Consider the following 25924-nt stretch of genomic DNA (forward strand, 5'->3'; position numbering starts at 1 on the left):
ATGGTTGTGTTGTACTTATTAATACAGAGCTTTAGGTGGAAAGTTCTTTAAAATCTCAGCTATGGTTTTATTTATCGCTTCAGTGCGTTGCTCTGGTGTTTGTTTTTTACGTAAACGACCCTCTTTCGCACCACGCCAAATAAGTTGATTTGATTTAGCGTCTACAATATCAACTACGAGTGTGCCTACATCATATTCACGCGTTGTAGTTTGAGTTTGATAACCCCAACCCCAGTAATTCCAACGTGCAGAGTAGGTGGTTTGCATTGTGTCTGATTCCAGTTTTTGATCAACAGATGCATGATAGTTTACTAATATATCCGCGTTTTTCGCCTCAACAAACTTGAAGCCTTGTGCAGCTAAATTTTCAACAATGGCTTTACGAATACGCTTTTCCATTAAGTCGTTAATCTGATAGTCACTGCCGTGATTTTTAATATCCGCATGTTCTGACCATGCAAATGTTTTGTAGTTAGCAAACTTAACAGAGGTATCATAATCCCAATCCGGTGTGCTACCACAAGCCGCAACGAGCGTGAGCAATACTGCAATTAATAAATGCTTTAACATAGCGTTCTCCTAGTTTCTGGCTTTCATCCCAGTTGATAATGTCATTCGCTTTCTGAGACCTAACTAGCCTCAGAATGTTCCACTTCAATCCAATCTTTTTCGTCAACCCAGTTCTGACTGCCATCTTTTACACTACGGATTGGCACTAAGTAGTCACAACTGATTTGCGGTTTAACCGAAGCAAAAATTGGTACAAAGCCGAAACTCAATGCGGTTTCTATAATGGCTTTTTGGTTTTGCGGGTCAATATCTGCCGCTTCATCTATATAGATAGGAATACGATATAAAGTCTGTTCCTGATCTGATAATAGATAACGAATGAACAACATACCACATAACAGCTTGATTGTAATACGTGTTCCGTTAGAACCAGCAGAATCGATTTTATCGAAATGTTCAGTTTCACCAGCGCGATTGATCACTTCAAAACGAATGTCGAATAGATCGGTAAGCGTTAAACCAGCTTTTTCACTGGCAAGCTTGATTAAATGATCTTTTGCAGCATTTACTGCCTTTTCATCAGTTGGTGATTCACTCAATAAATCAAGATTGTCACCTTTTTCATAGCTGTCAGACGTGCTGATAATCGTATCGATAGAGTCTACTAGCATTTTACGAGGGATCACGTTGATCTTAAACGCTTGTAAGTTTGAGATCCTATGCTGACTGATGCCTTTGTTAAAGCTGTTCATTTCACGACGTAAACGATCTAAATCTTCACGAAGGCCTTTAATGGTTGCAGCAACTTCAGTCAGGGCAACACGCGCTTGTTTCTCAACCGCGTCACGTTCATTGTCAATATTATGATATGCGCTGATAAGTTTCTGATACTTAGTAAATTCATCAGATTCATTATCAAACTTTGTGATTCCAGCATTGTAAATATGCAAATAGGTATTACGCACGTTTACAGCAAGGTTACGCAGCTCATGGCAATCTTTATTGAACTGGTGGATCACATCAGCCAAGTTATCGAAATCGAGATTGATCTCAACAGGGTAAGGCGTTTGTTGCTCGCTCACTATGTCTAGTGTGTGATCAATACGCTCAGATTTAACCTGTTTTAAACGGTCCCCTTGACGTTTAATTAAGTCTTGCTTCGATAAAATAATTGAACGTCTATCTGAGATTGAGCTGGCGTTGCGTTGAATATCTTGAAGATAGCTGTCTACTTGCTCGCGCTCAGCGTCTAATTGGTCTTTGAGTAATGATTGCGCTTCAACAGATTGCAGCATCGTTTGGTATTGCTCGAAGCGTTTTAACGTTGCTTCTAATGCCATCAGCTCGTCATATAAGGCATCACGCTCTTGCTGCTTTTGAACTACGTTTGCTGCAACTTCACGTTGTTGTTTGAGTTCGACTAATGATTGCTGTAATGATTCTAACTGCGCTTTTAATTGTGCTTTGTTCTCGCCACTTTGCATTTGCACAGGGCTTAGCTTTTTCAGCTTAATGGTTGCACCAGGCAGTTTTAATTCACCACCTTTTACGCTGTTTGATAAGTTAGCTAAGAACTCACCGAAAGCGTCTTCATCATGAATGTCAACTTCACCTTGGCTAGTCGTCGCAAAGCTCAGAATATCTGGATTCAAGATACGAGAAATTTCTTCGACTTCTTTAAGAGACAGATCTTCACGCATACGAGTAAATAAATTGAACTCAAGGTTTTTAAGTTGCAGCTTGAGGCTCTTGATCTGTTTGTTGTTTTCGTTAATACGATAATCAAGGGTATGCAAGCTTTGCCCTTGGGCGCTATTTATAGAAAACGACAACTGCTCATATTCTTTTTTCAATAATTGCAGATTAGTTTTTAAGGTCGCGTGATTGGTTAATTCAAACTCAGTTTTTAGGGCCGAGTAGTCAATAAACCACTGTTCAATTTGCGCTTGTCGACGGGCAATATCGCCAGACTGTTGTAAATAAAGCTGTTGCTTTTGTTCAAAGTCGTGTTTTTCTTGCTCTATATCTTCTAATTGAGCTTCAAGCTCACTCATTTGTGATTCTTGATAATCGGCAAATTCCACCAGTGCCATATCAATTTTAGGTGCGTAAGCGGCAAGTTTACCTTTTATGCCACTCTCGCTATCAAGCATTTGTTCAAGGGCAGCAATGGGCTCTTGCATCGACTCAAGGGCTGCGAGTTCGCGACGAGAGTGGTTTACTTTATCAAAAGCACGACGCCATACTTCATAAAAGTCGACTTTTGAGTTTGACATGTGGCGTTCAAATACACGCAGCATAAAGCGTTTTACGTCTTGTGCGCCTAATTTATGCAAGTTCAAAATTCGTCTGAAAATCTCTTTGTAAATAGACGCATCTTGTACGTTATTTAATGGGATCATTTTTAGATTAATATCACCATCAAATTGCGTTGCGCCACCAATGAGTAGGGCATTTAGCTCTTGTGCTTTTAACTCGACCGCTTTTTTACCTTTGCTCTCAAGGTGATTAAAAAGCTTGGTATATTTAATGATGCTTTTGTCTTGCGTGAAGTCATTTAAATCAAGCTTTCCTGGGTAGCAAAAAAACTGGTGGGCATAACCTGCAATCTTGCCTAAACCTGCAACACCGATGACGACATCACCATGGGGTAGATTGGCTTCAAGTAAAATATAACTTTGATCGCTTGAGAAGTAGAATTTACGTGTTTCTTCTAAATCGTGACCATCCCATTCAGTTAAACGCAGGTCGTTGATCAACGGAAATTGCAGCGCATTAATCACCGAGCTTTTACCCGTATTGTTTGGCGCACAAATAGAGGCACTCTTATTTAGCGGGATCACACATTTTGCATAGCCTGCTGTATTCAACAGTGCAAGCTTACTTAATCCATATAACTTACTCATACTTCTTCCTCGAGTTCGTCAAAGTTGTTGTCATTTACTTCCATCAATGCATCTATATATCTATAAATTGGCGCGAGTAATACAAAGCCTTGTTCAACTTCTTTAGCCAAACCTAAACGTACCATACGTAAATACACGTCTTTACGAAGCTCTGACCCGGAAAAGATTTCGAGTTGATCAAACAGGTGTTTATTCATTTGTACCAGTGTTTGCATCAGCTCTAAGTCAGCGGTGCTATCAAAGAGAGCTCGAAGGGGATCTTTGCCTTGGTTAGCATAATGCTCAATAAGAATATAAATAGTTAATGCAATGGCACGAGAAATCTTCCCCATGTTTGGCGTGCTCTCGTCACTACCTAAATAATAAAAGCCCCTGGCATCATGTATAAGGTCGTGACCAAGCGCAGTAAATAAGGCTTGGTAAGCATCAATGTTTTGGTCTAGTTGCTGCCATAAGGTGGTGTCTTGTTCACTGATGTGATACCCGCTAACCAATTTTTTATTGATGGCTTGTAATTCTGATAAATCAGTTAAATTAATGTTTGTCATTTTCTTGTTCTTGCTTGTTGGCGGCATTAAAAGGATACAGTTTGAATGTCTGTCCTGAAATAGACACGCTTGTGCGTTGTTCGTCTTGTTGTAATTCGAGATCTGTATCGTTGATTAACTTTTGATATAAAAAAAGCATTTCATCAGCTTCGAGATCTGGATACTGTTCAGATAAGAAACCTAAAATCGCCGTTCGTTTTTTGCCTGTTTTTGCGAAAGTTGTTCTTACATTATTGTAATCTGGAATGTTTGGGCTTTGATAAGCTGGTACGTCGTTTTGGTCGGGGAGTTCGTATTCGTCATGCTCAAACTCTACTAGGCTTGCCATATAAGCGACCATGTGGCGTTGCTGGCCTAATGAAAAACGTTGAATATCAGAGACAAACTCAGGCTGTACGGCACTTAATGTACGATCAACGCCGTTTTTACGAATAAGACCTAATACTTTAGATGCTTGTCGCGTGATCAGATTGTTACGGCGCAGTTCTTCTCGTAGTGGCATTAGCATATCAGCACTCTTACGCAGACTTTCTCGACCAATTAGGTGCATATCAAGAATACGAGTACGAAGTTGTTCGAGCATGCGCTTATCAATACTGCCACGGCCAAAGAGTTCAATATGTTCTATCTGAGCACTAATTTGCATTTCTATGCGGCTAAAGCAGCGGTGAAAATCACCTCGAATATCGACCATTTCCAGCATAGGCTCGATATATTCGTCGAATGCTTCTATCACGGCTTTATAACGCTTTTGAAGTGAAACATGGCTGGTATCAGATTTTGCTTGCTCTACAATGTTAAAGATGGCGTTTTCATTGTGATTAAACAACTTAACGATTTTACGCACACGTTCGTCCATGATACGGCTAAAACGTCGTAGTTCAGTAAAGTCAGCGTCTTCACCTGATTGTGCAAGACGATTACCGAGACGTTCCAGATCAGAAACCAAAACCGTTATTTCAGCTGCGAGTCCTAAATCTTCTTCTTGCAATAAAAAACTGATGAACTCTGCAATCGCTCTGTTTATTTCTAATTGTGACGATTTAGCCAGTGGTATGATTATTTCCTGATTTAATAATTTATTAGTTTCCTTGAATATTTTGTCACTTTTCCAATGAGGATTTTTGTTTTTTATGATGTTTTGAACGTCTTTAATGCTGAAGTCAGTCATTTTGAAACGTTTAAACAAAAGCTCAATAACAGACCAGTGTTCAGTGAGCGTATTTAAAACTTTCTTCGCTGGGATCATATTTTTCCACTTTGTGTCTTTTTTGTGAAAAAAGACCGTATTTTATACTTATATTGATAGCTTACATGTACCTATAATGCTAGAATCTGCGCCGACTTACGTTACCCACCAATTTTGTTAATATTTAAACACAGGTTGTTTACGCATTATGGTTACTACTATAATCCTAACACTGATAGCGATAGCTTTTGTGCTCATCGTTATAGAGGATATAATCCATGTAAACAAGGCCAAAACTACACTTTTTTTTGGTACTTTATGTTGGATTATCGCCTTTATCTCTCCGATACATGGTCAAAGCCCAGAAAATGTACAACATGAGCTAAACCACAACATATTAGAGATAGCAACCTTGTGGCTATTTTTAATGGCCACCATGACTTTCGTCGCTTACCTAAACTCTAAAGGCTTTATACAAAACATCGTGCACCGTGTCATGCCATCACAAATCACCGAACGTAAACTCATGTTCCTGGTGGGCATTGCCGCTTTTGTATTTTCGTCAATTTCAGACAATATTACAGCAACGCTTATTTCATTGGCTGTAGTTATGTCGTTGAAATTAGACCCTAAGAAGCTTATAAAATATGCAACTTTAATCATATTTAGTGTCAACTCAGGGGGAGTATCATTGATCACAGGCGATGTGACAACACTTATGATATTTCTTGCCGATAAAGTAACCATTCCAGACTTATTATTGCTTGTGGCGCCAGCAATTGTGAGCGTAATCGTGTTGGCTACATTGCTGTCATTTGGCATGAATGAAACGATTGTATTTGAAAAAGAACAAACACGTCGTATTGAGAAAACGGATGTAACAATAGCGTGTATTTTTGCATTAACGGTTTTTTCTACTTTATTTTTGAGTGTTGAATATCAAGTGCCACCTTTATTAACCATGTTATTTGGTTTGTCACTGATGTTCTTAGTTGCTCAGTTCTTAATGCGCAAAAAAGACGTAAACCGTAAAATTATCGACTATATTCGTGAAATCGAATATGACACGCTGCTGTTCTTCGTTGGTATCTTACTTGTAGTAGGCGCACTAAAAGAAGTGGGTTTCTTGGTTAAATTTACTCAGTTGTATGACTATCTAAAACCCGAATATGCAAACTACATTGTTGGTATTATGTCTGCAGCGGTTGATAACGTGCCTTTAACTGCGGCGCTTTTAAAAGCCGATATCACTATGTCTACACAGCAGTGGCTGATGTTTACCTATGCAACGGGTGTCGGCGGTTCTATGCTGATTATCGGTTCTGCTGCGGGTATAATCGCGATGAACAAGGTTAAAGCACTGACATTTGTTAGCTACTTACGTATGTTCTTTTATCTACTCATTGCTTATTCAGTAGGTTATGTAGGTGCTTATTACGCAGGCATGATGATTTAGAAGCTTTAAGTACAAATTAGTTAAAACAGTACTTGACACCTAGACGTCTAAAAGTTACTTTTTAAAAACCCGCACAAACTTGCGTTTGCGCGGGTTTTATTTTGCCTGAGTTCAGCTTAGATTACGCAAAATAAACAGAAGAGGCGCGAAACTTAGGTAGCTGGTTTGAGGTGACGAATACCGATGACAGTCAGTGAGGGAAGTGTTCGCCGAGAAGAATATCAGTACGTCGCTGTTATTTTTCGGTTTACGAGGCTGAATCCTCGGAACTGTCACCGATTTATGGTGGAGAGCTTCTGGCAATGAGCATATCAATTCTATCCGTATATTCTTGCCGAGTTCTCCTTATTGATGTTGAACACACAGTGTTCATAAAGGAGATAAAATGACTTCCCAGTTCACAGTTGCTAAGTTTGGTGGTACAAGTGTCGCTAATTTTGAAGCAATGCATCGCTGTGCACAAATTATTCATGATGATAATCAAGTACGTATTGTAGTAGTGAGTGCCAGTGCAGGTGTTACTAATCACTTAGTGACATTAACTCAGCAAAAGGCTGATTTAGCAGAGCGTAAATCACTGGTTAAAGCTGTACTTGATATCCAGGATGCCATTTTAGAAAAACTGACACTAGATGCAGACTTAGCAACAGACTTTTCTCAAACAATTAGCGAGTTTGAACAACTTGCTGAGCTACCAGCGTTAAGTGCACAGCAATGCGATGAAATGCTTAGTTTCGGTGAGCGACTATCTTCTTTTCTTTTCACTCAAGTATTACGTAACCTCGGCGTTGCTGCTGATAGGTTTGATGTGCGTCAAGTACTTAAAACTGATAATCAGTTTGGTAAAGCAACGCCTGATGTGAATGCAACTGCAAATGCAGCAGAGCAGCATTTAATGCCACAGCTTGCTGACAAGGTTTTAGTAACGCAAGGTTTTATAGGCAGTGATACGTATGGCCAGACAACCACATTAGGCAGAGGGGGGTCAGACTATAGCGCCGCATTACTGGCTGAAGCGATAGGTGCACAAAGTGTACAGATATGGACAGATGTTGTAGGCATATTCAGCACAGATCCTCGTTTGTGTAAAAAAGCGTCACCGATTGCACGATTAAGCTTTGATGAAGCGGCTGAGATGGCTACTTTTGGCGCAAAGGTGTTACACCCTGCAACTATTTTACCTGCAAGTCGTAGTGGTATTGCGGTCTTTGTTGGCTCTAGCCGCGAACCGCAAGCCGGTGGCACTTGGATTGAAAAAGAAACCGAATCTAAAGCTGGGATCAGAGCTGTAACACAACGTAAGAACCAAATACTGTTAACACTTAAAAGCCCAGAAATGTTGTTGGCGAGTGGCTTTTTAGCACGCATTTTTACCATTTTAAGTAAATATAATATCTCGGTGGATTTGGTCACTACTTCTGAGATCAGTGTTGCTATCACACTTGATAATGCATTGAGTTCATCTAGACCTGAACTTGATCAAGCGTGTTTAGAAGAATTGAGTGAATTCTGTCATGTAACTGTAGAGACAAATCTGACTTTGGTTGCCCTAATAGGTTCTGAGATCCAGCTTCGTCAACACGAAGTGAATTTTATGAACGTGCTTAAAGACTTTAACATTCGTTTAATTTGCCATGGCGCAAGCAAGCACAATTTATGTTTCTTAGTTGAACAAGGTGAATCAGACGAGGTTGTTCAATCCATTCATGCACAGCTTTTAGAAGCTTGCTGATAACCAGCTCACAATTTTCAAGTATTCTAATCGGTCATCCTGTTCTAGTTTGACCGATTTTTTGTTTATATATGCCATACCCAAGTATTACAAATACTATCGAGATTGCTATAAATTGCTCAGACAAAGTAATTGATGATTCATTCTCAATGAGACGTAACGTATCGTTGATTATTAAAATATTAACTATAGATAGTGTGCTAGCTAACAAAAAGCACTTCGGCGCATTTTGGCTGTATCTTACACAGACAATTAGCCCAACTAGAGTAATGAAATAGCCGATTACTGACATTGCGCCAGGGTACAAAAGCGGGAAATATAGGAAGTAAAGCGAGTGAAAGCCCAATTTTGGCATTAACATTGTGAACTCCTTTTGAACGACACTGACCAAAACCAGATTACAAAAGTTTTTCTTTTCTATGCAAATTTATTAAGTCTTATTACAAATTGCGTGTGGTAATTAAACGCAGTCTATTAGCAAAATCTACTCAGTTGCGTATAATCGTCAGTTAACAATAATAAACATATAGATGTATAAATGGCTCAATTGCGTGATGGCTTTCAAAGTCGATTAGGCTTTGTTTTAGCAGCTGCTGGTGCAGCTGTTGGGCTTGGTAATATTTGGGGTTTTCCTACACAAGCTGCAAACCATGGAGGCGGTGCATTTTTATTAGTGTACTTCATTGTAATTTTTCTTCTAGCTTTACCTGCACTATATACAGAGTTGTACTTAGGGCACCAAGCTCAGTCGAATCCTGTTAAGGCACTAAAACAAGCATGGCAAGAGCAAAGCCCAAAAGTCGGTGCAACTGCCGGTTATATTGGTTTGTTTGGTGCCATTATAATGCTTAGCTTCTATTCAATCGTTGCGGGTTGGATGTTGGCATTTTCTCTTGAGCCAATTATGACTTTATTAGGCTTTGACGAGATTGCAGCATTTCTGAAAGGTGATTCGACGTTACGCAACTTCATCTTTACGCCAATGATGTTATTACTTACAGCGAGTATCATCCTTCAAGGCGTAAAATCAGGCATTGAGGCTTGGTCGAGGCGTTTAATGCCATTGTTGCTGATCTTATTAGTGGCGCTAATAGCGTATATGGCAACATTAGAAGGTGCTTCTGAAGGATTTAAGGCTTATTTGGTACCTGACTTTTCAAAGGTAACTGATCCAGATTTGGTCATCGCGGCAATGGGTCAAGCATTCTTCTCTCTTTCATTGGGTGTGGGTTGTATGATGATTTACGGCTCTTATTTAAAACCGAATGAAAATCTCCCTAAGCTGACAGCGAGTGTTGCATTACTCGATACCGGCGTTGCCTTTTTGGCAGGACTTTTAATTATTCCTGCAATATTTGTGGCGCAGCAAAGTGGTGTAGAAGTATTCCATGAAGGTAAATTGATTGGAGAAGGGCGCTTAATCTTTGCTGTGCTGCCTGAATTATTTGCCAATATGGGACAAATAGGTTTGTTTGTTGGTTTAACCTTCTTTGTATTAATGTCAATTGCGTCTTTGACTTCAACGATATCTTCTACAGAGATACCAGTATCGTTTTTAGTTGAAAATCATGGCATGAAGAGAGGCAGTGCGACTTTATGGGTGACTTTAGTAATATTGTTCGCTTCTAGTTTAATTATTCTCAACTTCGAGTGGATGTTCGGTTTAGTGATAAGCCTATTCACGCAATACCAATTACCTTTAATGGGGTTATTTTACTTCATAACAGTTGGTTGGATGTGGCAAAGAGGCAATAAGCTATTAGAGGCAAGCAGCGGTTTCCATTATTACTTTGCGCAATATGTTCGCTTCGTATGCCCAGTATTAATGACAGCAGTGTTTGTGAATGTGGCTTTGAAATAGGGCATAAGATTAAGCAAAACTAAGCAAGATAGTATTTATTAGAAAACACTTACACATAAACAAATTTATAATTCAGCCCTGACATTTGTTGGGGCTTTTTTATGTCTATTAATTTATTAAACAAAACAATTAAGAATATAAAGACCAATCCTTAACAACCTAAGTAGTGGGTAACAAATTTATTAACAGAGGCTCTCTTAATTAAAGCGGTTTGTAATTACACAAAATAGATGTGTAAACTCAACTAGCTCTCTTAAAGATAATAGTTTTACGCTATAGATTGTAATTAACTCAGTAGTTTAAAGTTCATTTAATTAGTTATATGCAGGTAATTAACCATGTTTTCATGAGTTCAAACTGCTGTTAGCAGATAAAAAAGTAAAGGTTTCTTGGTAAAAGCTGAAGTTAAACCTTCGAGTTGTAATTTACCAACCTTTGAGGATAATCAGAACTTTGCTGCGTAATCTGTAACCTTTTACTGCACGATACGTGGGGTATTGAAAGGAACTATAAGAGCGCACGTATGTTTATCAATAACGTAAGATTAAGCGTGATATTTAACTAAGTCGGTTTAAGGCAGATTTGGCGCAAAAAAATAGCCAGTATTAACTGGCTATTTATATATCGAATGCTTAATTACAGTAGTTATCTACAAAAGTTAAGTCATTAATATGTTCTGGTGCGTCCATTACATATGTCGCAACCGCTGTTTGAGGGTTTACGCTGTAAATCTTAGCATTTTCACCTGAAACTCTTCCTGAAACATATAAAGTACCGTCATCAGAAATTGCTAAACCAGATGCCCAGTTAATACCGTGATTGCCGATTAGCGTAAGCTCCATAGTGCTGTCATCAATAGTGTAAAGAGACTTGCCTGTAAGGACATAAAGTGTATTGTTATCAGTCGAGTAAGCCACATCACCATGAGAGAATGTGTCACCTGAATAACGCATCTTACCTAAAACTGTTTTCTCGCCAGTTTGAAGATCGTAGTCATACATATATGTTTTACTTGTTGCGCGTAGCGTTTGACCATCAGCACTCACTGCAGAGCGATAAATAGGCCAAGATGTCGCGTCAGCTTCAGCAACTTGAGCGCCTGTTTCAAGATCGAGTGACCAAAGTTTAGAAGCTTTAGTACCTGAATCTAATTGTTCCATAAAGTAAAGCTTGCCATTATGGCTAGCAATGTTTGAAGCAGTATTTTGAGCGCCAGCAACTACACTGTAAGTTTTAGACTCAAGATCAAACTTATAAACATAACCAGTCTCTGAGTCGCCGTAGTTATTAATGCCAAAAATACCAGTGTTACATGCTTGCTTTTCAGTAACAACAACGTTATCGATAAAGCCACCGTAGCTATCACTTGTACCTGCACCAGAGAAACGAATCTCAGATGTGTCTGATACAGCTTCAAGAGATAAAGTGAATGACTGCCAACCCCTTTGTGCTGCATTAAGATTTAAAACGGTTTCGCCGTTCCATTTAACGTCTACTTTATTCGTTTCGGTGTTACCATGTACACGTGCTGAGTAGTAGAAAGACACTTCATATGTTTTACCAGCTTCAGTAGCAATATTTTGAAAAACACTGTGGTTTGATCTTGTGTCTAATTCAATATATTGATTACCATCTTGTGCATCAATAATGCGTAGGCTTGATGTTTGGATTTCAAACCTGGCACCTTCTCTCTGCCAACCAGTAACTTCGTCTAGCAATGTCCATCTTGCATTTATGACATCTTCTTCAAAAGAGCCGTTTGTGATTAAGTTGTCTGCCATTGCAATTTGCGAAGCAAAAAGCGTGGACATTGCTAATAAAGATAACTTCATATAGTTGTTCTCCAAGTTTAAAACTGCTTACAACAAACCTTTGAAAGCAAAAAGTAGTCCTATTGTCGTACTTTTAAAGCGAGCCGTCAACAATAAATAAACATCTAAGTCAATAATTCAATTTACGCAGTAGTAACTGATTGTGCATATAAACTGTTCAATCTTTCTACAATTAGATACTGCAGCAATAATGCCAATTATCTTTAATCAAGAAGTCGGATGTTAGAGATAGGGTTTAAATTTGAAAGAGAAAACAAAGAAGCACATATAAATCAATGGTATAGATATGTGCTTCTTGCAAAAGGAATGTTATTTCGCAGTCTTAATAATTTCAAGAGCACGTTCTAGTGCATCGGATCTTGAGTCGCAAAATGCTTCTGCGCCAAGTTTTTCTTTTATTTGAAAACGATGCAACTGATCTGAAGTATCTTTATTCGGAGAATAAATAAAGACTGTGCAATTTGCATCAATTGCGTCCGATATTGCATTTTCTAGAGCAAGGCTTACTGTGACATCAAGCATTGGTACATCACTTAAATCAAGTACCATGGCTTTATATTTACTAATATCACGATGTTGGCGAGCAATGGCTTTGGATACACTGAAAATCATTGGACCTGATAGATAAAAGTAAAGTAATTGACCATTTGCTTTTTCAAACAGAGTTTGTTCTGTATTAGTCATTGGTACATCATCATCAGAATCACTGATAGCTTTTACTTGTTCAGATTGAACACGGCTGAGTCTTTCTATGATCATTATGTTTGAGATAAAAACACCTAAACCAACCGCAGCAATCAAATCAACAAACACTGTTAATAGCATTACACCATACATAATTGCCATTTGAGATATACTCAATTTGTGTGCTCTTTGAATAAAGCTCCAATCAAGGATATTGATACCAACATACACTGCAATGCCAGCTAGAACAGCAAGAGGTATTGGTTCAGTTAAACTACCTGCTACGAATACAACTGCCATCAAAATAAGTGCTCTGAAAATACCAGCCAATGGCGAGCGAGCACCAACTTGAATATTAACCACTGTGCCCATTGTCGCACCTGCTCCTGGTAAAGCACCAAATAAGCCAGAAATCATGTTTGCGATACCTTGACCTCTAAGTTCTTTGTCAGAATCATGCTCTGTGCGAGTTAAGCTGTCGCCAATTACTGCGGTTAAAAGGGTATCAATACAGCCAAGTGTTCCTAGCACTAACGCGTCAATAACCATTGATTGAAATTGATCAGCAGTGAAAGTAGGAATGACAATAGACGGTAAACCGCTTGGTATTTCACCAATTCTACGGATGCTTTCTATATCAAAGATAATGATAGAGACTAAAGTGACCACTACGAGTGCAACTAATTGAGCTGGGACATATTGACGATATTTTTTAGGAAAATAAAATAAAATTGCCAAAGTAGCTGAACCGAGTAACAGCTCTGAGAATTTTAAATTCCAGAGTAGTTCTGGAAGTTTACCTAGCGTGCCAGTAACACCGCCAGCAGGCGCTTGATGACCTAATAAAGGAGCAAGCTGCAAAATAATAAGGATCACACCAATACCAGACATAAATCCTGAAATCACAGAGTAAGGCATCAATGTAACGTATTTACCCAGCTTCAAAGTTCCTAGTAGAATTTGAAATGCGCCAGCCATCATGACGACTGTAAAGCCCATAGCAAGGCCAGATTCAGGATATTTTGCCATCATAGTCGTCAGAACTGCGGTCATAATAACCGTCATTGGACCAGTTGGCTCAGAAATCAAGGAAGTGGAACCACCAAATAAGGCAGCGAAAAGACCGACTAATATTGCACCCCACATACCTGCTTCAGCACCGGCTCCTGAAGCAACACCAAAGGCGAGGGCAAGCGGGAGAGATATTATGGCTGTAGTAACACCACCAAATAAATCACCCTTTAAATTCATATGCTTATATCGAGATAGAGATAACATAGAACTTCCATACCGCGAGATTTCACGCATTTTACACCAAATTTTCTTTTTAACTATCGGATTTACAAACTTTTTTACAAGTTAGTATTTTTATTTGTATGGTTAGTTTGTGATAGTATGCAGGCATGTGAAAAATGAAAGTTGAATTTATTATATATGTTTCAACCAGTTAGCCTTTTTGTTGGGCTTCGATATGCTAAATCGAGCAAAGGAAATGCGTTTATTTCATTCATTTCTTTTTTTTCAATTGCAGGTATCGCTTTAGGACTTATGTCTTTGATTACAGTAAGTTCAGTAATGAATGGCTTTGAACAGACATTAAAAAGTGCCATGCTTGATATGATCCCTCATGTGCAACTTAAGCCAGAAAGAAAACTGGAAGTACCAGGCCAAATAAAAAAACAGTTAGCAGAGCTAAGCTCTGTCAAGCGTATTCAACCTTACCTTACTTCAGATGTCATATTACAAACAAATGAAGAGCTTTTAGGAGTTAGGCTGCAAGGTGTGTTTAAGGGAGGCGTGTCACTTTTAGAAGCTCATATAGAATCAGGAAGTATTAAACAGTTTCAATCAGGTAAATATCAATTAGCGATCAGCCGTTATTTGGCAAACAGCTTAAAAGTTCAAGTAGGTAGTCAGATCAGAGTAATAATGCCTGAAGTTACAAGTTATTCACCGATGGGGAGACTCCCTGCACAAAGACTATTTACGGTTGCAATTATTTACAACTCTAAAAGTGAAGCTGATACTCAGCTAGCTTTTTCAGATGGCCAGAGTCTTGCTAAATTAATGAGAAAAAAATCAGAAGCTGAATTAGATATCAGTGTTTCCCTTCATGATGCATTTTCTCTTGACGACTTTTATAAAGAGTTTGCATCGCTACAAACAACAAATTTAAAAGCTATCGATTGGCAAGTGCAGCAAGGTGCGCTTTTCGCCGCAGTTGCTATGGAAAAAAGAGTGATGTCTTTGTTGCTAGGACTAATTGTTTTAGTCGCAATTTTTAATATTATTTCAGGTCTTTCCATGATGGTGAAAGAGAAACAGGGCGAAGTAGCTATTTTACAAACAATAGGGTTTACGCCTGCGATGATATCTAAAGTGTTTATGATTCAAGGTCTTTACAATGGAGTCATAGGTACTCTCTTAGGTTTATTTGCAGGTTTATTGCTTGCAAATTATATCAATGAAGTAATGTCTTTAATTGGTGTGTCATTACTTGGCGGATTAACTTTACCTGTCAAGTTCGAGTTAACAGGCCTGATAATCATGGCTGCGTTGAGTATTTTATTAAGTTTTGTCGCTACCCTTTATCCAGCTAAACAAGCTGCGAAAGTAATGCCTGCTGAGGTTTTAAGATATGAGTAATTTAGTAATTGATTGTCAAAATTTGGGTAAGGTTTACCAAGATGGAAAAAATAAAGTCGAAGTCTTAAAAGGCGTTAACTTGCAGTTAGAGCAGGGACAAATGCTTTCAATCGTGGGTAGTTCAGGGTCAGGAAAAAGCACATTACTTCATATTTTAGGTACGCTCGATCAAGCAACAACGGGTCATGCCAAAATTAAAAATGTTAATGTTGCAAAGCTATCAAGAAATCAGCAAGCCGAATTTAGAAACGCAAATATGGGGTTTATATACCAATTTCATCATTTATTGATGGAATTTACCGCGTTAGAAAATGTATCAATGCCACTTTTAATAAAGGGAGAAAAAGCAAGTTTAGCGCATACAGAAGCGCTGAGTATGTTAGAAAAGGTTGGCTTGGGGCATAGGGCTGAACATAAGCCATCTGAATTATCAGGTGGCGAACGCCAACGTGTTGCTATCGCCCGAGCGCTCGTGACTAAACCAGCTTTGGTATTGGCTGATGAGCCAACAGGTAATCTGGATAAACAGAATGCTATAAAAATTTATGACTTATTGAATGAGCTTAATCAACAATTACAAACCAGTTTTGTCATCGTCACACATGATTTAGAGCTTGCAGAAAAACTAGGTCGAAGTGTGCAGTTGGATGATGGTGTTTTAACTGAGGTTAGCCATGCTTAGTTTGTTTTTATCTAAGCGTTTTAGTCAAACACGACAAGCAGGTTTTGCTTCACTTTTAAATAAAGCCTCTACAATTGGGGTTTTATTAGGAGTTAGTGTTTTAATTGTAGCTTTGTCGGTTATAAATGGTTTCGAAGAGCAGCTTGAGAAGCGGCTTCTATCTGTTGTTTCTCATGTTACTTATGATGCACCATATGAACCAATAAGTGAGTGGCACTCAAAGGTCAAGATTTTAGAAAATCAGCAAGGAGTGTTGTCAGCAGCGCCGGAAATTAATGTAACTGGAATGGTGCAATTTAAAGGAAAATTGAAAGCAGCACAAATTAAAGGCATTGATACTGCTTCTCACGAAAATGTTTCTGGTGTTGGTGAGTTTATAAAACAACTAAATCTAAATGATTTAGGTCAAAATGAAGTGATCTTAGGTGCTCAAATTGCTAAGCATCTAAATTTATCTATTGGCGACAAATTCACTTTATTAATAGCTAACAAAAACGCTAAAACAGTACTGTCAGCGCCAAAACGTATAAATGTAACTTTGGCTGGACTTGTAAACATGGGTGGTCCGGTTGATCAGTCATTAGCGCTAATCAGCCTTCGCTCTATACAAACTGCACTTGACTTGGAGTCTGATCAAGTGACGAGCTTAAGGGTAAAAGTGACGGACGTATTTGAAGCGCATAATATTGCAATGTCAGCTGGCAGAAGTTTACCAGACTTGGTGTATGTAAACAGTTGGTTTAGAACTCAAGGTAGTTTGTATCAGGATATTCAAATGGTTCGAACTATCGTGTTCTTGGTAGTGGTATTGATCATTGCTGTAGCTAGTTTCAACATTGTATCTTCGATGGTTATGGAAGTAAAAGACAAACAATCGGATATCGCCATACTAAAAACAATGGGTGCAAAAGACAGCACAATTTTTTCTACTTTTGCTTTTAAGGGTGTTGTAAATGCACTACTTGGCTCTTTAGTCGGTAGTGCGTTTGGTGTAGTTATCTCATTATATCTACCAGAGATTTTCGTCTGGTTTTATGACGATAGTGACAAAAACCCACTTTCTGGGGTCTATTTTGTTGAGTTTTTACCTTCTAAATTAATTTGGACCGATATTGCAATAACTTTAAGTGTAACCTTAGTACTCGCGCTTCTAGCCAGTATTTATCCAGCTTGGCAAGCAACAAAAACTGATCCTGCAAAGGTATTAGGAAACGGTTAGATAAATTTATCTCTTTATACCGGAACTGTTGACTTGGATGACTAAAGTCGTACAGTTAGCAAAAAGATAGGAAGTAAAATGACAGAAAATAATAATCAAAAAGTACCAATGAACGAAGAACAACTTAATCAATGGCAAAGAGAATGTTTAGCTAATGCTCAGAAATTCTTAGCGGATAAAGGTGTAATACCAGTGAGTATTTTAGAAAAGGAATGTCGAATTCTTCCACCTTTATGTGCAATTTGGAAGATAAAAGGCAACGATGCTAATACTTATTGGGTTATTACAGGTCGTTTACCCACTGACGCTGTGCAGGTTGGAGCTGCCGAAAGTGCAAGAGACGTGTTACGTCATTTTTCATTTCAGTGGCAACTTAAAGCAGATAACATCATGGCAAATAAGCCAGTTGACCAAACGCAAGTTGATTTTGCCAATTTACTTGTGAATAGAGCGCATGGTATTTATGAGTTGTTTGAGAATGAGCAATTGTGGGCTAATGTAGCATCGTAAATGGCTCAGCATTAAAGTCGTTAACAGGGCAGCACAATTGCTGCCTTGGAATACCGGCTTCCATAAAAACACCACCTTTCTTTGAAAAACCATATTCCACAAAAGCTGGTACTTCATCAAGTACAGAGTTAATGTAGATATTATTCAAGCCTTTATCTTTGGCGATAACAACCAAATAATTTAAAATTGCATAGAAAGCTTCTTTGTTACGGTGTTGGCTAATAATTGCGACTCGACTGATTAGTCCGTTGGGGCATAGCCTGCCAGTACCAATTGGGGTGTTAGTGTCGTCATAGATGATTGCATGCTCAGATTTTTTATCTAGCGCATCAAACTCGACTTTCTTAGGTAAGTTAAGTTCATAAACGAAAACTTTTTCTCTGAGCTCAGTTAATAATGTTTGTTGCTCAAACCAATTAACTTTAGTGACATGGTAAACCATGTTTCCTCCAGTAAGATTTAAATCAAATGTGCAAGCCTAAGCACTCTGTCAAATTTGTTGTTAGGCTTGCTTGCACATACAAGACCTTATTCTTCTTGTTGGATAAAGTAATAACCTTCATTTATAAGCTTAGTTAACATTTCAGCAAACTCCAAACATGATACTGAAGGAATAATTTCGTCAGCTTCAAAATAGCTGAAATCTGTTAGTAATTTTGTTGCATCTAACATGCTGACAGGTAATGAGAAAGTTTCATTATTCACACTGATAAGTAATGAGTCGTCTAATAATTGGTAAAATGTTCTAACCCCACCAGCTCTGTTAATTACTTGTGATGATACGTAGTTAATTAGCTCATTTGATGTGATAGGCTCATCCAGTGGCAACAAGTCCATATCATGTTTAGGTTGACTTAAATAAACAGCAAGCCATTGCTTAATAACTTCTTTGTCTTTAATTGCATCGAGCATAAGGGTTTGGATCTTCTCAACTTCGTCATTCTTGAGCTCACCACATGATTCTCTGAGTATAAGTGTTTTGTCAGAATAGCGTGTTTTCCCGAGTTCATTATCAATCAAATAGTCAGCAAAATTACTTAAGAAATCTTTAGTGTCTGGTGCTCTAAAGCCTACAGAGTAGTTTAATGCATTCTCTACAGCATAACCTTCATGGGGGCATCCAGGCGGAATATAAAGAATATCACCGGGTTCAAGGACTTCATCAATGATTGCATTAAATTGTTCAACTTGAAGTAGGCTTTTATTTTGTGCAAATTCTTTTAGATTTGCGTCAGGCATGCCTACTCGCCAATGTCTTTTACCTTCTCCTTGAATAATGAACACATCATACTGATCAAGATGAGGTCCAACACCGCCGCCGGGCGTTGAATAGCTGATCATCAAGTCATCGATCCGCCAGTTAGGAATGAATCGAAATGGCTCTAACAATTCAGCAGCAATAGGGTGCCAATGGTCAACTGCTTGAACAAGTAGGGTGCTATTAGTTTCTGTTAATAGTGAAAAGTCTTCGAAAGGGCCATGGTGAGATTCCCATTTCTCGTCATGGTTTGTGATAAGACGAGACTCAATGTCATCTTCCATGGCAAGACCCGCTAACTCTTCAGGCTCAATCGGATCTTCGAAGTTAGCAAAACCACCCTTGATTAATAACGGCTTTTTTTGCCAATATTCTTTTAGAAATTCGGCGTGAGTTAATGCGTTAATTTTTAAATCAAACATATTTTTTCCATAAAAAAAGCGAAAGGAAACCCTTTCGCTTTATAAACTAAATTTGTGTTTAATTACACTAATTCGTCAATGAATGCTTCAGCACGACCGATGTAGTTAGCCGGTGTCATTAGCTTCATTTCAGCTTTTACAGTATCTGGTAATTCTAAACCATCAATGAAATCAGCCATGATTTCTTGGTTAACACGCTTACCACGAGTAAGCTCTTTAAGTTTCTCGTAAGGCTTTTCGATACCGTATTTGCGCATAACTGTTTGAATTGGTTCCGCAAGCAGCTCCCAGTTTTGATCTAGCTCTTCTAGAAGACGTTCTGCGTTTACTTCTAATTTGCTTACACCTTTTAATGTTGCTTGGTAAGCAATCAGTGTATAGCCCATACCAACACCAAGGTTACGAAGAACCGTTGAGTCTGTTAGGTCACGCTGCCAACGAGATACTGGAAGTTTTTGCGCTAGGTGTGCAAAAATTGCGTTAGCTAGGCCTAAGTTACCTTCTGAGTTTTCAAAGTCGATAGGGTTAACTTTGTGTGGCATAGTAGATGAACCAATCTCACCAGCAACTGTTTTTTGCTTGAAGTGATTTAGTGCAATGTAGCCCCAAACGTCACGGTCGAAGTCTAATAAAATCGTGTTGAAACGCGCGATAGCATCGAATAGCTCAGCAATGTAATCGTGTGGTTCGATTTGTGTTGTGAATGCATTCCAAGTTAAGCCAAGGCTAGTTACGAATTGCTCTGCGTGTGCATGCCAGTCGTAATCAGGGTACGCGCTTAAGTGCGCATTGTAGTTACCTACAGCACCATTGATTTTACCTAGTAATTCTACGTTTGCGATTTGCTGACGTTGACGTTGTAAACGAACATACACGTTTGCAAACTCTTTACCCATTGTTGAAGGAGAAGCTGGCTGACCGTGTGTACGAGTCATCATAGGTACACTTTTGTACTCAACTGCTTTTGCCTTGATTGCTGCAAGTAGCTCATCACAGTATGGTAAAAGTACTTTGTCACGTGCTTCTGCTAACATTAAACCGTGTGATAGGTTATTGATGTCTTCAGATGTACATGCAAAGTGAATGAATTCATTGATTGCATTTAATTCTGCATTATCTGCAACTTTCTCTTTTAGAAGATACTCAACCGCTTTAACGTCATGGTTCGTTGTGCGCTCGATTTCTTTAACGCGCGCAGCATCTGCTTCGCTAAAGTTGTCAACAATGCTGTCTAAAAGCGCATTTGCTTCGTCACTGAAAGCTGGTACTTCATCAATACCTTGTGCTTTAGCTAGGGCTTGTAACCAACGTACTTCAACAGTTACGCGGTACTTGATAAGGCCGAACTCACTGAAAATGCCACGCAATTCAGTAGTTTTACTACCATAGCGGCCATCCACTGGAGAGATAGCGGTTAACGCTGAAAGCTCCATAATTTCTCCTAAACTAATTGGTTTGTTTGAACGATTTCTTTAAATACTGTTTTTCGCGATTTCGATAATTTTCTTTTTGCCAAAGAAAAATTGACGTCGCTTACCACCAAGTTGGCGCCAAAGCACGGCACTACGAATGCCTGCTAATAAAAGCGCTCGGATCTTATGTTGGTAACTTGGTTGTTTTAATAAATCTGGTTGACCAAATACTTGAATTTTTTGTCCAAGGGGACTAAGTACTTGGCTGTAGATATCAGCAAAAGCAGCAACTATGGTGCTGTCGCAAATATCAAAGTGTAATAGCTGTCTTTCAACTTGCTTTAAACGGTTTGCTAGCTCATCTAATGCTTTTGGGTTTGCTGAAAGAGCGCGCTCTAACTGCATCAAACTGCCAACATATTTAACCAGTTCAACATCTTTTTCACCCTCAGGAGAGAGCTGTTGAATAAGCGTTTTATAACCGTCTTTGATGACCCACTTGTCGTCATACACGTCTTCTGGCTGAGCTGGGCTAAGGTTAACAATACTTTTTAAAAAAGTACCGACTTCAGCTTCATTAAATTGGCCGTATTTTGCTGTTTTTTGCACAAGTTTGCTGATCTGGCACATAGCCGCCAGCGGTAAAACATAACTTGTCGACATTATTTGATCACCGAGTCGATAATACCACCACCTAAGCAGACGTCATCAGCATAAAATACTGCTGACTGACCAGGGGTTACTGCTTTTTGAGGCTCATCAAATAAAACTCTTGCCATCCCGTCTTCACCAACCAACAAAGTACATGGAATGTCAGTTTGTCTGTAACGAGTTTTTACTGTGCAACGCGTTGTGCCTTTTGGTCCAACTCGATCAACCCAGTGTAATTGATTTGCGTTTAGGCCATTACTAAATAGGCGAGGGTGGTTTTTGCCTTGACCAACAATTAAGACGTTACGCTCTACGTCTTTATCAACTACATACCAAGGCTCACCGCTGCCTTCTTTCATGCCACCAATTAATAAGCCTTTTCTTTGACCAAGCGTGTGGTACATCAAACCTTCATGCTCACCCACTTCATGGCCATCAGTGTCTTCAATTTTACCTGGTTGCGCAGGTAAGAATTTTTGCAGGAAATCTTTGAACTTGCGCTCACCAATAAAGCAGATACCAGTACTGTCTTTTTTGTCGTGTGTAATTAAACCTTGCTCTTCAGCAATACGACGTACTTCAGGCTTTTCAACTTGGCCTACAGGAAATAGTGTTTGTGCAATATGCTCATGGCTAAGTGTATAAAGGAAGTAGCTTTGATCTTTGTTGTCATCAAGACCACGTTGCATTACAAACTTGCCATCGCGCTCTTCACGACGAACATAGTGACCAGTTGCAATGTAATCTGCACCGAGTGCTTGTGCAGCGAATTCTAAGAAAGCTTTAAATTTGATTTCTTTATTACACATGATGTCTGGGTTTGGCGTGCGACCCGCTTTGTATTCCTCTAAGAAATACTCAAATACGTTGTCCCAGTACTCAGCTGCAAAGTTGACTGTATGAAGTTCAATACCTAACTTATCGCAGACAGCTTGTGCATCTTTAAGATCTTCAGCAGCAGCACAATATTCGTCATTGTCATCTTCTTCCCAGTTCTTCATGAACAGGCCTTCTACCTGATAGCCTTGTTGTTTTAATAAGTAAGCTGAAACTGAAGAATCTACACCGCCGGACATACCAACGATGACTTTAATCTGACTATTATCGCTCATATTTTTTGCTGTTAATCTCTATGATTTTGAAAGGCGTGAGTATAGCACGATATTTTAAGAGGCTGAATCCCAAGTTGGTGTTTAACGCTAAAGCACTTTATATTCGCCATTGTTGATGCCATCAAGAGTGTATTTTCCGATTCTATAGCGGATTAAGCGAAGTGTAGGGTGTCCAATATGGGCTGTCATTCTACGAACCTGGCGGTTCTTTCCTTCAGAAATGGTAATTTCGAGCCAAGTAGTCGGAATATTTTTACGCTCGCGAATTGGTGGATTTCGTGGCCAAACATTTGGTTCTTGAATAATTCTGACTTTTGCAGGCTTAGTAATGCCATCTTTCAATTCAACGCCTTTATTAAGTGAATAAATTGACTCATCACTTGGTACACCTTCAACTTGCACCCAATAGGTTTTATCGGTGTCTTTTTTTGGATTCGTTAAAGTGTGTTGTAATTTTCCGCAGTTTGTTAAGAGTAATAATCCTTCACTGTCTCGGTCTAACCGACCTGCAGCGTATACGCCTTTTTCTTTGACGAAATCAGCCAAAGTTGCACGGTTTTGATCATCTGTGAACTGGCAAAGCACATCAAAGGGCTTGTTAAAAAGGACTATTTTAACTTGATCTGCCGGGAGCGCTTCTTTGACCACGCGTTTTTTATTAAATGGCTTTTTGTTTTGTGGCTTTTTGGGGAATGTTCTTTTATTGCTTTTAGGAGCGCGATTTTGCATTGGTCATATGAGGTAAAAACGTTGATGTGTGCATAATAACAAATTATATGTTTGACTCTAAGTGAAATGCCTATAAAAAAGGGCATCAAACGATGCCCTCAATCATTCAAATTAGAATTAAGCTAGTTTAGCTAACACGGCATTGAAAGTTTCACTAGGACGCATAGCTGCAAAAGCAAGTTCATCATTTGGCTGGAAATAACCGCCAACATCTTTGCTTACGCCTTGCGCAACGTTAAGCTCTTCAACAATCGTTTGCTCTTGTGCCGTTAACTCTTCAGCTATTGGCGCGAATAACGCTTGTAGCTCAGCATCGTCTGATTGCGCTGCAAGTGCTTGTGCCCAGTAGAGAGATAGGTAGAAGTGGCTACCACGGTTATCAAGTTCGTTTACTTTACGAGACGGTGACTTGTTTTCATCTAGGAATTTACCAGTCGCTGCGTCTAGTGTATCAGCAAGAACTTGTGCTTTAGCATTGCCATTTACTTGGCTTAAGTGCTCTAGTGATGCTGCAAGTGCTAAGAATTCACCTAAAGAGTCCCAACGTAAGTGGTTTTCTTTTTCGAACTGCTGAACGTGCTTAGGTGCAGAACCACCAGCACCTGTTTCGAATAAACCTCCACCGTTCATTAGCGGAACGATAGAAAGCATTTTCGCACTTGTACCCAGTTCAAGAATAGGGAATAAGTCAGTTAAGTAGTCACGTAAAACGTTACCAGTTACTGAAATCGTATCTTGACCGTCTTTCATGCGAGCAAGAGAGTATTCTGTTGCTTCAACTGGTGCTTTGATAAGAATTTCAAGGCCAGCTGTATCGTGGTCAGCAAGGTATGTATTTACCTTTTTGATAAGCTGAGCATCGTGCGCACGCGCTTCATTCAACCAGAAAACAGCAGGTGTGTTTGTAGCGCGAGCACGGTTAACAGCAAGTTTTACCCAATCTTTGATTGGTGCATCTTTAACCTGACACATACGCCAGATATCACCTTGTGCAACATCATGCTGAAGAAGTACATTGCCGTCAGTGTCTACAACACGGATAGTACCAGCAGAAGCCGCTTCAAAAGTCTTATCATGTGAACCATACTCTTCTGCTTTTTGAGCCATTAGACCAACGTTAGGAATTGTACCCATAGTACGAGGGTCGAAAGCGCCATTTTTCTTACAGAAGTCGATAGTTGCTTGGTAAACACCAGAGTAACAACGGTCTGGAATAACAAAGCTAGTGTCTTGTTGTTTACCTTCAGCATTCCACATCTGACCGCTTGTACGGATAGCAGCAGGCATAGACGCATCGATGATCACATCACTTGGTACATGTAGGTTTGTGATACCACGATCAGAATCAACCATAGCAATGCTAGGGCGCTCAGCGTATACCGCTTGAATATCAGCTTCAACTTCAGCACGCTTTGCGTCATCTAATTGCGCGATTTTAGCGTAAACGTCACCAAGACCGTTGTTAACATCAACACCTAACTCTTCAAATAATTCGCCATGCTTAGCAAATACATCTTTGTAGAATACTTTTACAGCGTGGCCAAAGATGATTGGATCAGACACTTTCATCATCGTTGCTTTCATATGTAGAGAGAAAAGTACGCCTTTCTCTTTAGCAGCGTTGATTTCTTGTTCAAGGAAAGCTTGTAAGTCAGCTGCGCGCATGCGTGATGCATCAATAATTTCACCAGCAAGAAGAGGCGTGCTTGCTTTAAGTACAGTAACGTCGCCATTTTCTGCAACGTGCTCAATGCGAACGTCAGTTGCATTTTCTACAGTTGTAGATTGCTCAGAAGCAAAGAAGTCACCATCAGTCATGCTAGCAACATATGATTGCGAGTCTGCAGCCCATGCGCCCATAGAATGAGGGTTTTTACGCGCATATGCTTTTACAGAAGCGGGTGCACGACGGTCAGAGTTACCTTCACGTAAAACTGGGTTTACTGCAGAACCTTTGATTTTGTCATAAGTTGCTTTAATAGCAGCTTCTTCATCTGACTTTGGTTCTTCAGGGTAGTTAGGTAGTGCGTAACCTTTTTCTTGAAGCTCTTTGATTGTTGCTTTTAATTGAGGTACTGATGCAGAGATATTTGGAAGCTTGATGATATTGGCTTCTGGAGTTTTTGCTAATTCGCCTAGTTCTGCAAGTGCATCGCCAATGCGCTGCTCTTCAGTTAAAAACTCAGGGAAGTTTGCAATCACACGACCTGCAAGTGAAATATCACGAGTTTCAACTTCAACGCCTGCAGCATTAGTGTAAGCTTGAATGATTGGAAGCAGCGAGTATGTAGCTAAAGCCGGTGCTTCGTCGGTTTTTGTATAAATAATTTTAGATGTCATTATCATTCCTAGATCAGGGGCACAGCGTGCCTATCAAAACGCAATGGGAATGCTATGTTGCCTAAGGCAACTGTATATAGCAAGTTTGATAGTTATAACTACTCTAAAAGTCTATATCTACGTACTGTGATTAGTATTAAAAGTTAATTAAACTCGACCAAAAAATAGACATAACTAACAAGCCTGAATAAAACACTAGTTTAACAAGCTATCTATATATGGGCT

At 39.2% G+C, this 25924-nt stretch carries 20 protein-coding genes and 1 riboswitch; of the genes, 7 read left to right on the plus strand and 13 right to left on the minus strand.

The window, feature by feature from the left end; translation table 11 throughout:
- Window positions 1-18: 18 nt before the first annotated feature.
- From PP2015_RS07435 to PP2015_RS07450, 4 genes are read right to left on the minus strand one after another with little or no spacing between them, the layout of a single operon-like run.
- Window positions 19-570 carry a DUF4136 domain-containing protein gene (locus PP2015_RS07435; protein WP_058029663.1) on the minus strand — a complete coding sequence of 184 codons (552 nt, stop codon included), beginning with the start codon at window positions 568-570 and terminating at the stop codon, window positions 19-21.
- A 59-nt stretch (window positions 571-629) separates the two neighbouring features.
- Window positions 630-3416, minus strand: a complete 2787-nt coding sequence (locus PP2015_RS07440; protein WP_058029664.1) for a coiled-coil domain-containing protein — start codon at window positions 3414-3416, stop codon at window positions 630-632.
- Entirely contained in the window at window positions 3413-3964 is a 552-nt protein-coding gene (locus PP2015_RS07445) for a condensin complex protein MksE (RefSeq protein WP_058029665.1), read from the minus strand. Before PP2015_RS07445 ends, PP2015_RS07440 begins: the two co-directional genes overlap by 4 nt.
- The gene (locus PP2015_RS07450; RefSeq protein ID WP_058029666.1) at window positions 3951-5213 is read right to left on the minus strand and encodes a hypothetical protein; all 1263 of its coding nucleotides are present in this window, start codon (window positions 5211-5213) and stop codon (window positions 3951-3953) included. The genes PP2015_RS07445 and PP2015_RS07450 overlap by 14 nt, the downstream gene beginning before the upstream one ends.
- 148 nt (window positions 5214-5361) lie before the next feature.
- On the opposite strand from PP2015_RS07450, the gene nhaD reads away from it, so the two are divergent.
- The 3 genes from nhaD (at window position 5362) to PP2015_RS07470 (ending at window position 10202) form a co-directional block, all read left to right on the plus strand.
- Window positions 5362-6609, plus strand: a complete 1248-nt coding sequence (gene nhaD, locus PP2015_RS07455) for a sodium:proton antiporter NhaD (RefSeq protein ID WP_058029667.1) — start codon at window positions 5362-5364, stop codon at window positions 6607-6609.
- Window positions 6610-6739: 130 nt separating this feature from the next.
- Window positions 6740-6913, plus strand: a riboswitch (Lysine riboswitch).
- 81 nt (window positions 6914-6994) lie between these two features.
- Window positions 6995-8341: a lysine-sensitive aspartokinase 3 gene (lysC, locus tag PP2015_RS07460; RefSeq protein ID WP_058029668.1), complete on the plus strand. Its 1347-nt coding sequence runs from the start codon at window positions 6995-6997 to the stop codon at window positions 8339-8341.
- A gap of 538 nt (window positions 8342-8879) precedes the next feature.
- The gene (locus tag PP2015_RS07470; RefSeq protein WP_058029670.1) at window positions 8880-10202 is read left to right on the plus strand and encodes a sodium-dependent transporter; all 1323 of its coding nucleotides are present in this window, start codon (window positions 8880-8882) and stop codon (window positions 10200-10202) included.
- 632 nt (window positions 10203-10834) lie between these two features.
- Here PP2015_RS07470 and PP2015_RS07475 read toward each other — a convergent pair.
- Both PP2015_RS07475 and PP2015_RS07480 read right to left on the minus strand, forming a co-directional pair.
- Window positions 10835-12034, minus strand: coding sequence for a DUF642 domain-containing protein (locus PP2015_RS07475; protein ID WP_058029671.1), 1200 nt, complete (start codon window positions 12032-12034; stop codon window positions 10835-10837).
- A 309-nt stretch (window positions 12035-12343) separates the two neighbouring features.
- Entirely contained in the window at window positions 12344-13996 is a 1653-nt protein-coding gene (locus tag PP2015_RS07480) for a SulP family inorganic anion transporter (protein WP_058029672.1), read from the minus strand.
- A gap of 156 nt (window positions 13997-14152) precedes the next feature.
- Between PP2015_RS07480 and PP2015_RS07485 the strand changes: the two genes are divergently transcribed.
- The 4 genes from PP2015_RS07485 (at window position 14153) to PP2015_RS07500 (ending at window position 17775) form a co-directional block, all read left to right on the plus strand.
- Window positions 14153-15364 carry a lipoprotein-releasing ABC transporter permease subunit gene (locus PP2015_RS07485; protein ID WP_058029673.1) on the plus strand — a complete coding sequence of 404 codons (1212 nt, stop codon included), beginning with the start codon at window positions 14153-14155 and terminating at the stop codon, window positions 15362-15364.
- Window positions 15357-16046: a lipoprotein-releasing ABC transporter ATP-binding protein LolD gene (gene lolD / locus PP2015_RS07490; protein ID WP_058029674.1), complete on the plus strand. Its 690-nt coding sequence runs from the start codon at window positions 15357-15359 to the stop codon at window positions 16044-16046. The genes PP2015_RS07485 and lolD overlap by 8 nt, the downstream gene beginning before the upstream one ends.
- Window positions 16039-17265 carry a lipoprotein-releasing ABC transporter permease subunit gene (locus tag PP2015_RS07495; protein WP_058029675.1) on the plus strand — a complete coding sequence of 409 codons (1227 nt, stop codon included), beginning with the start codon at window positions 16039-16041 and terminating at the stop codon, window positions 17263-17265. Before lolD ends, PP2015_RS07495 begins: the two co-directional genes overlap by 8 nt.
- Before the next feature lie 78 nt (window positions 17266-17343).
- A complete protein-coding gene (locus tag PP2015_RS07500; protein ID WP_058029676.1) occupies window positions 17344-17775 on the plus strand; it encodes a DUF4826 family protein in 432 nt (143 codons plus the stop codon).
- On the opposite strand, the gene PP2015_RS07505 is transcribed toward PP2015_RS07500, so the two are convergent.
- From PP2015_RS07505 to PP2015_RS07535, 7 genes are all read right to left on the minus strand, one after another.
- Entirely contained in the window at window positions 17759-18217 is a 459-nt protein-coding gene (locus PP2015_RS07505; RefSeq protein ID WP_058029677.1) for a GNAT family N-acetyltransferase, read from the minus strand. The genes PP2015_RS07500 and PP2015_RS07505 overlap by 17 nt on opposite strands.
- Window positions 18218-18303: 86 nt before the next feature.
- Window positions 18304-19455 (minus strand): cupin domain-containing protein, encoded by a 1152-nt coding sequence (locus PP2015_RS07510; protein ID WP_058029678.1) that lies wholly within the window; start codon window positions 19453-19455, stop codon window positions 18304-18306.
- Window positions 19456-19517: 62 nt separating this feature from the next.
- A complete protein-coding gene (gene purB, locus PP2015_RS07515) occupies window positions 19518-20888 on the minus strand; it encodes an adenylosuccinate lyase (protein WP_058029679.1) in 1371 nt (456 codons plus the stop codon).
- Between the two features lie 39 nt (window positions 20889-20927).
- On the minus strand, window positions 20928-21530 hold the full coding sequence (gene hflD, locus PP2015_RS07520; RefSeq protein WP_058029680.1) for a high frequency lysogenization protein HflD: 603 nt from the start codon (window positions 21528-21530) through the stop codon (window positions 20928-20930).
- The gene (gene mnmA / locus PP2015_RS07525; RefSeq protein WP_058029681.1) at window positions 21530-22630 is read right to left on the minus strand and encodes a tRNA 2-thiouridine(34) synthase MnmA; all 1101 of its coding nucleotides are present in this window, start codon (window positions 22628-22630) and stop codon (window positions 21530-21532) included. The genes hflD and mnmA overlap by 1 nt, the downstream gene beginning before the upstream one ends.
- A gap of 87 nt (window positions 22631-22717) precedes the next feature.
- A complete protein-coding gene (locus PP2015_RS07530) occupies window positions 22718-23359 on the minus strand; it encodes a pseudouridine synthase (protein WP_058029682.1) in 642 nt (213 codons plus the stop codon).
- 117 nt (window positions 23360-23476) lie between these two features.
- A complete protein-coding gene (locus PP2015_RS07535) occupies window positions 23477-25699 on the minus strand; it encodes an NADP-dependent isocitrate dehydrogenase (protein WP_058029683.1) in 2223 nt (740 codons plus the stop codon).
- Window positions 25700-25924: the final 225 nt, after the last annotated feature.

This window comes from Pseudoalteromonas phenolica (genome assembly GCF_001444405.1).
GTDB classification, from domain to species: Bacteria; Pseudomonadota; Gammaproteobacteria; order Enterobacterales; family Alteromonadaceae; genus Pseudoalteromonas; species Pseudoalteromonas phenolica.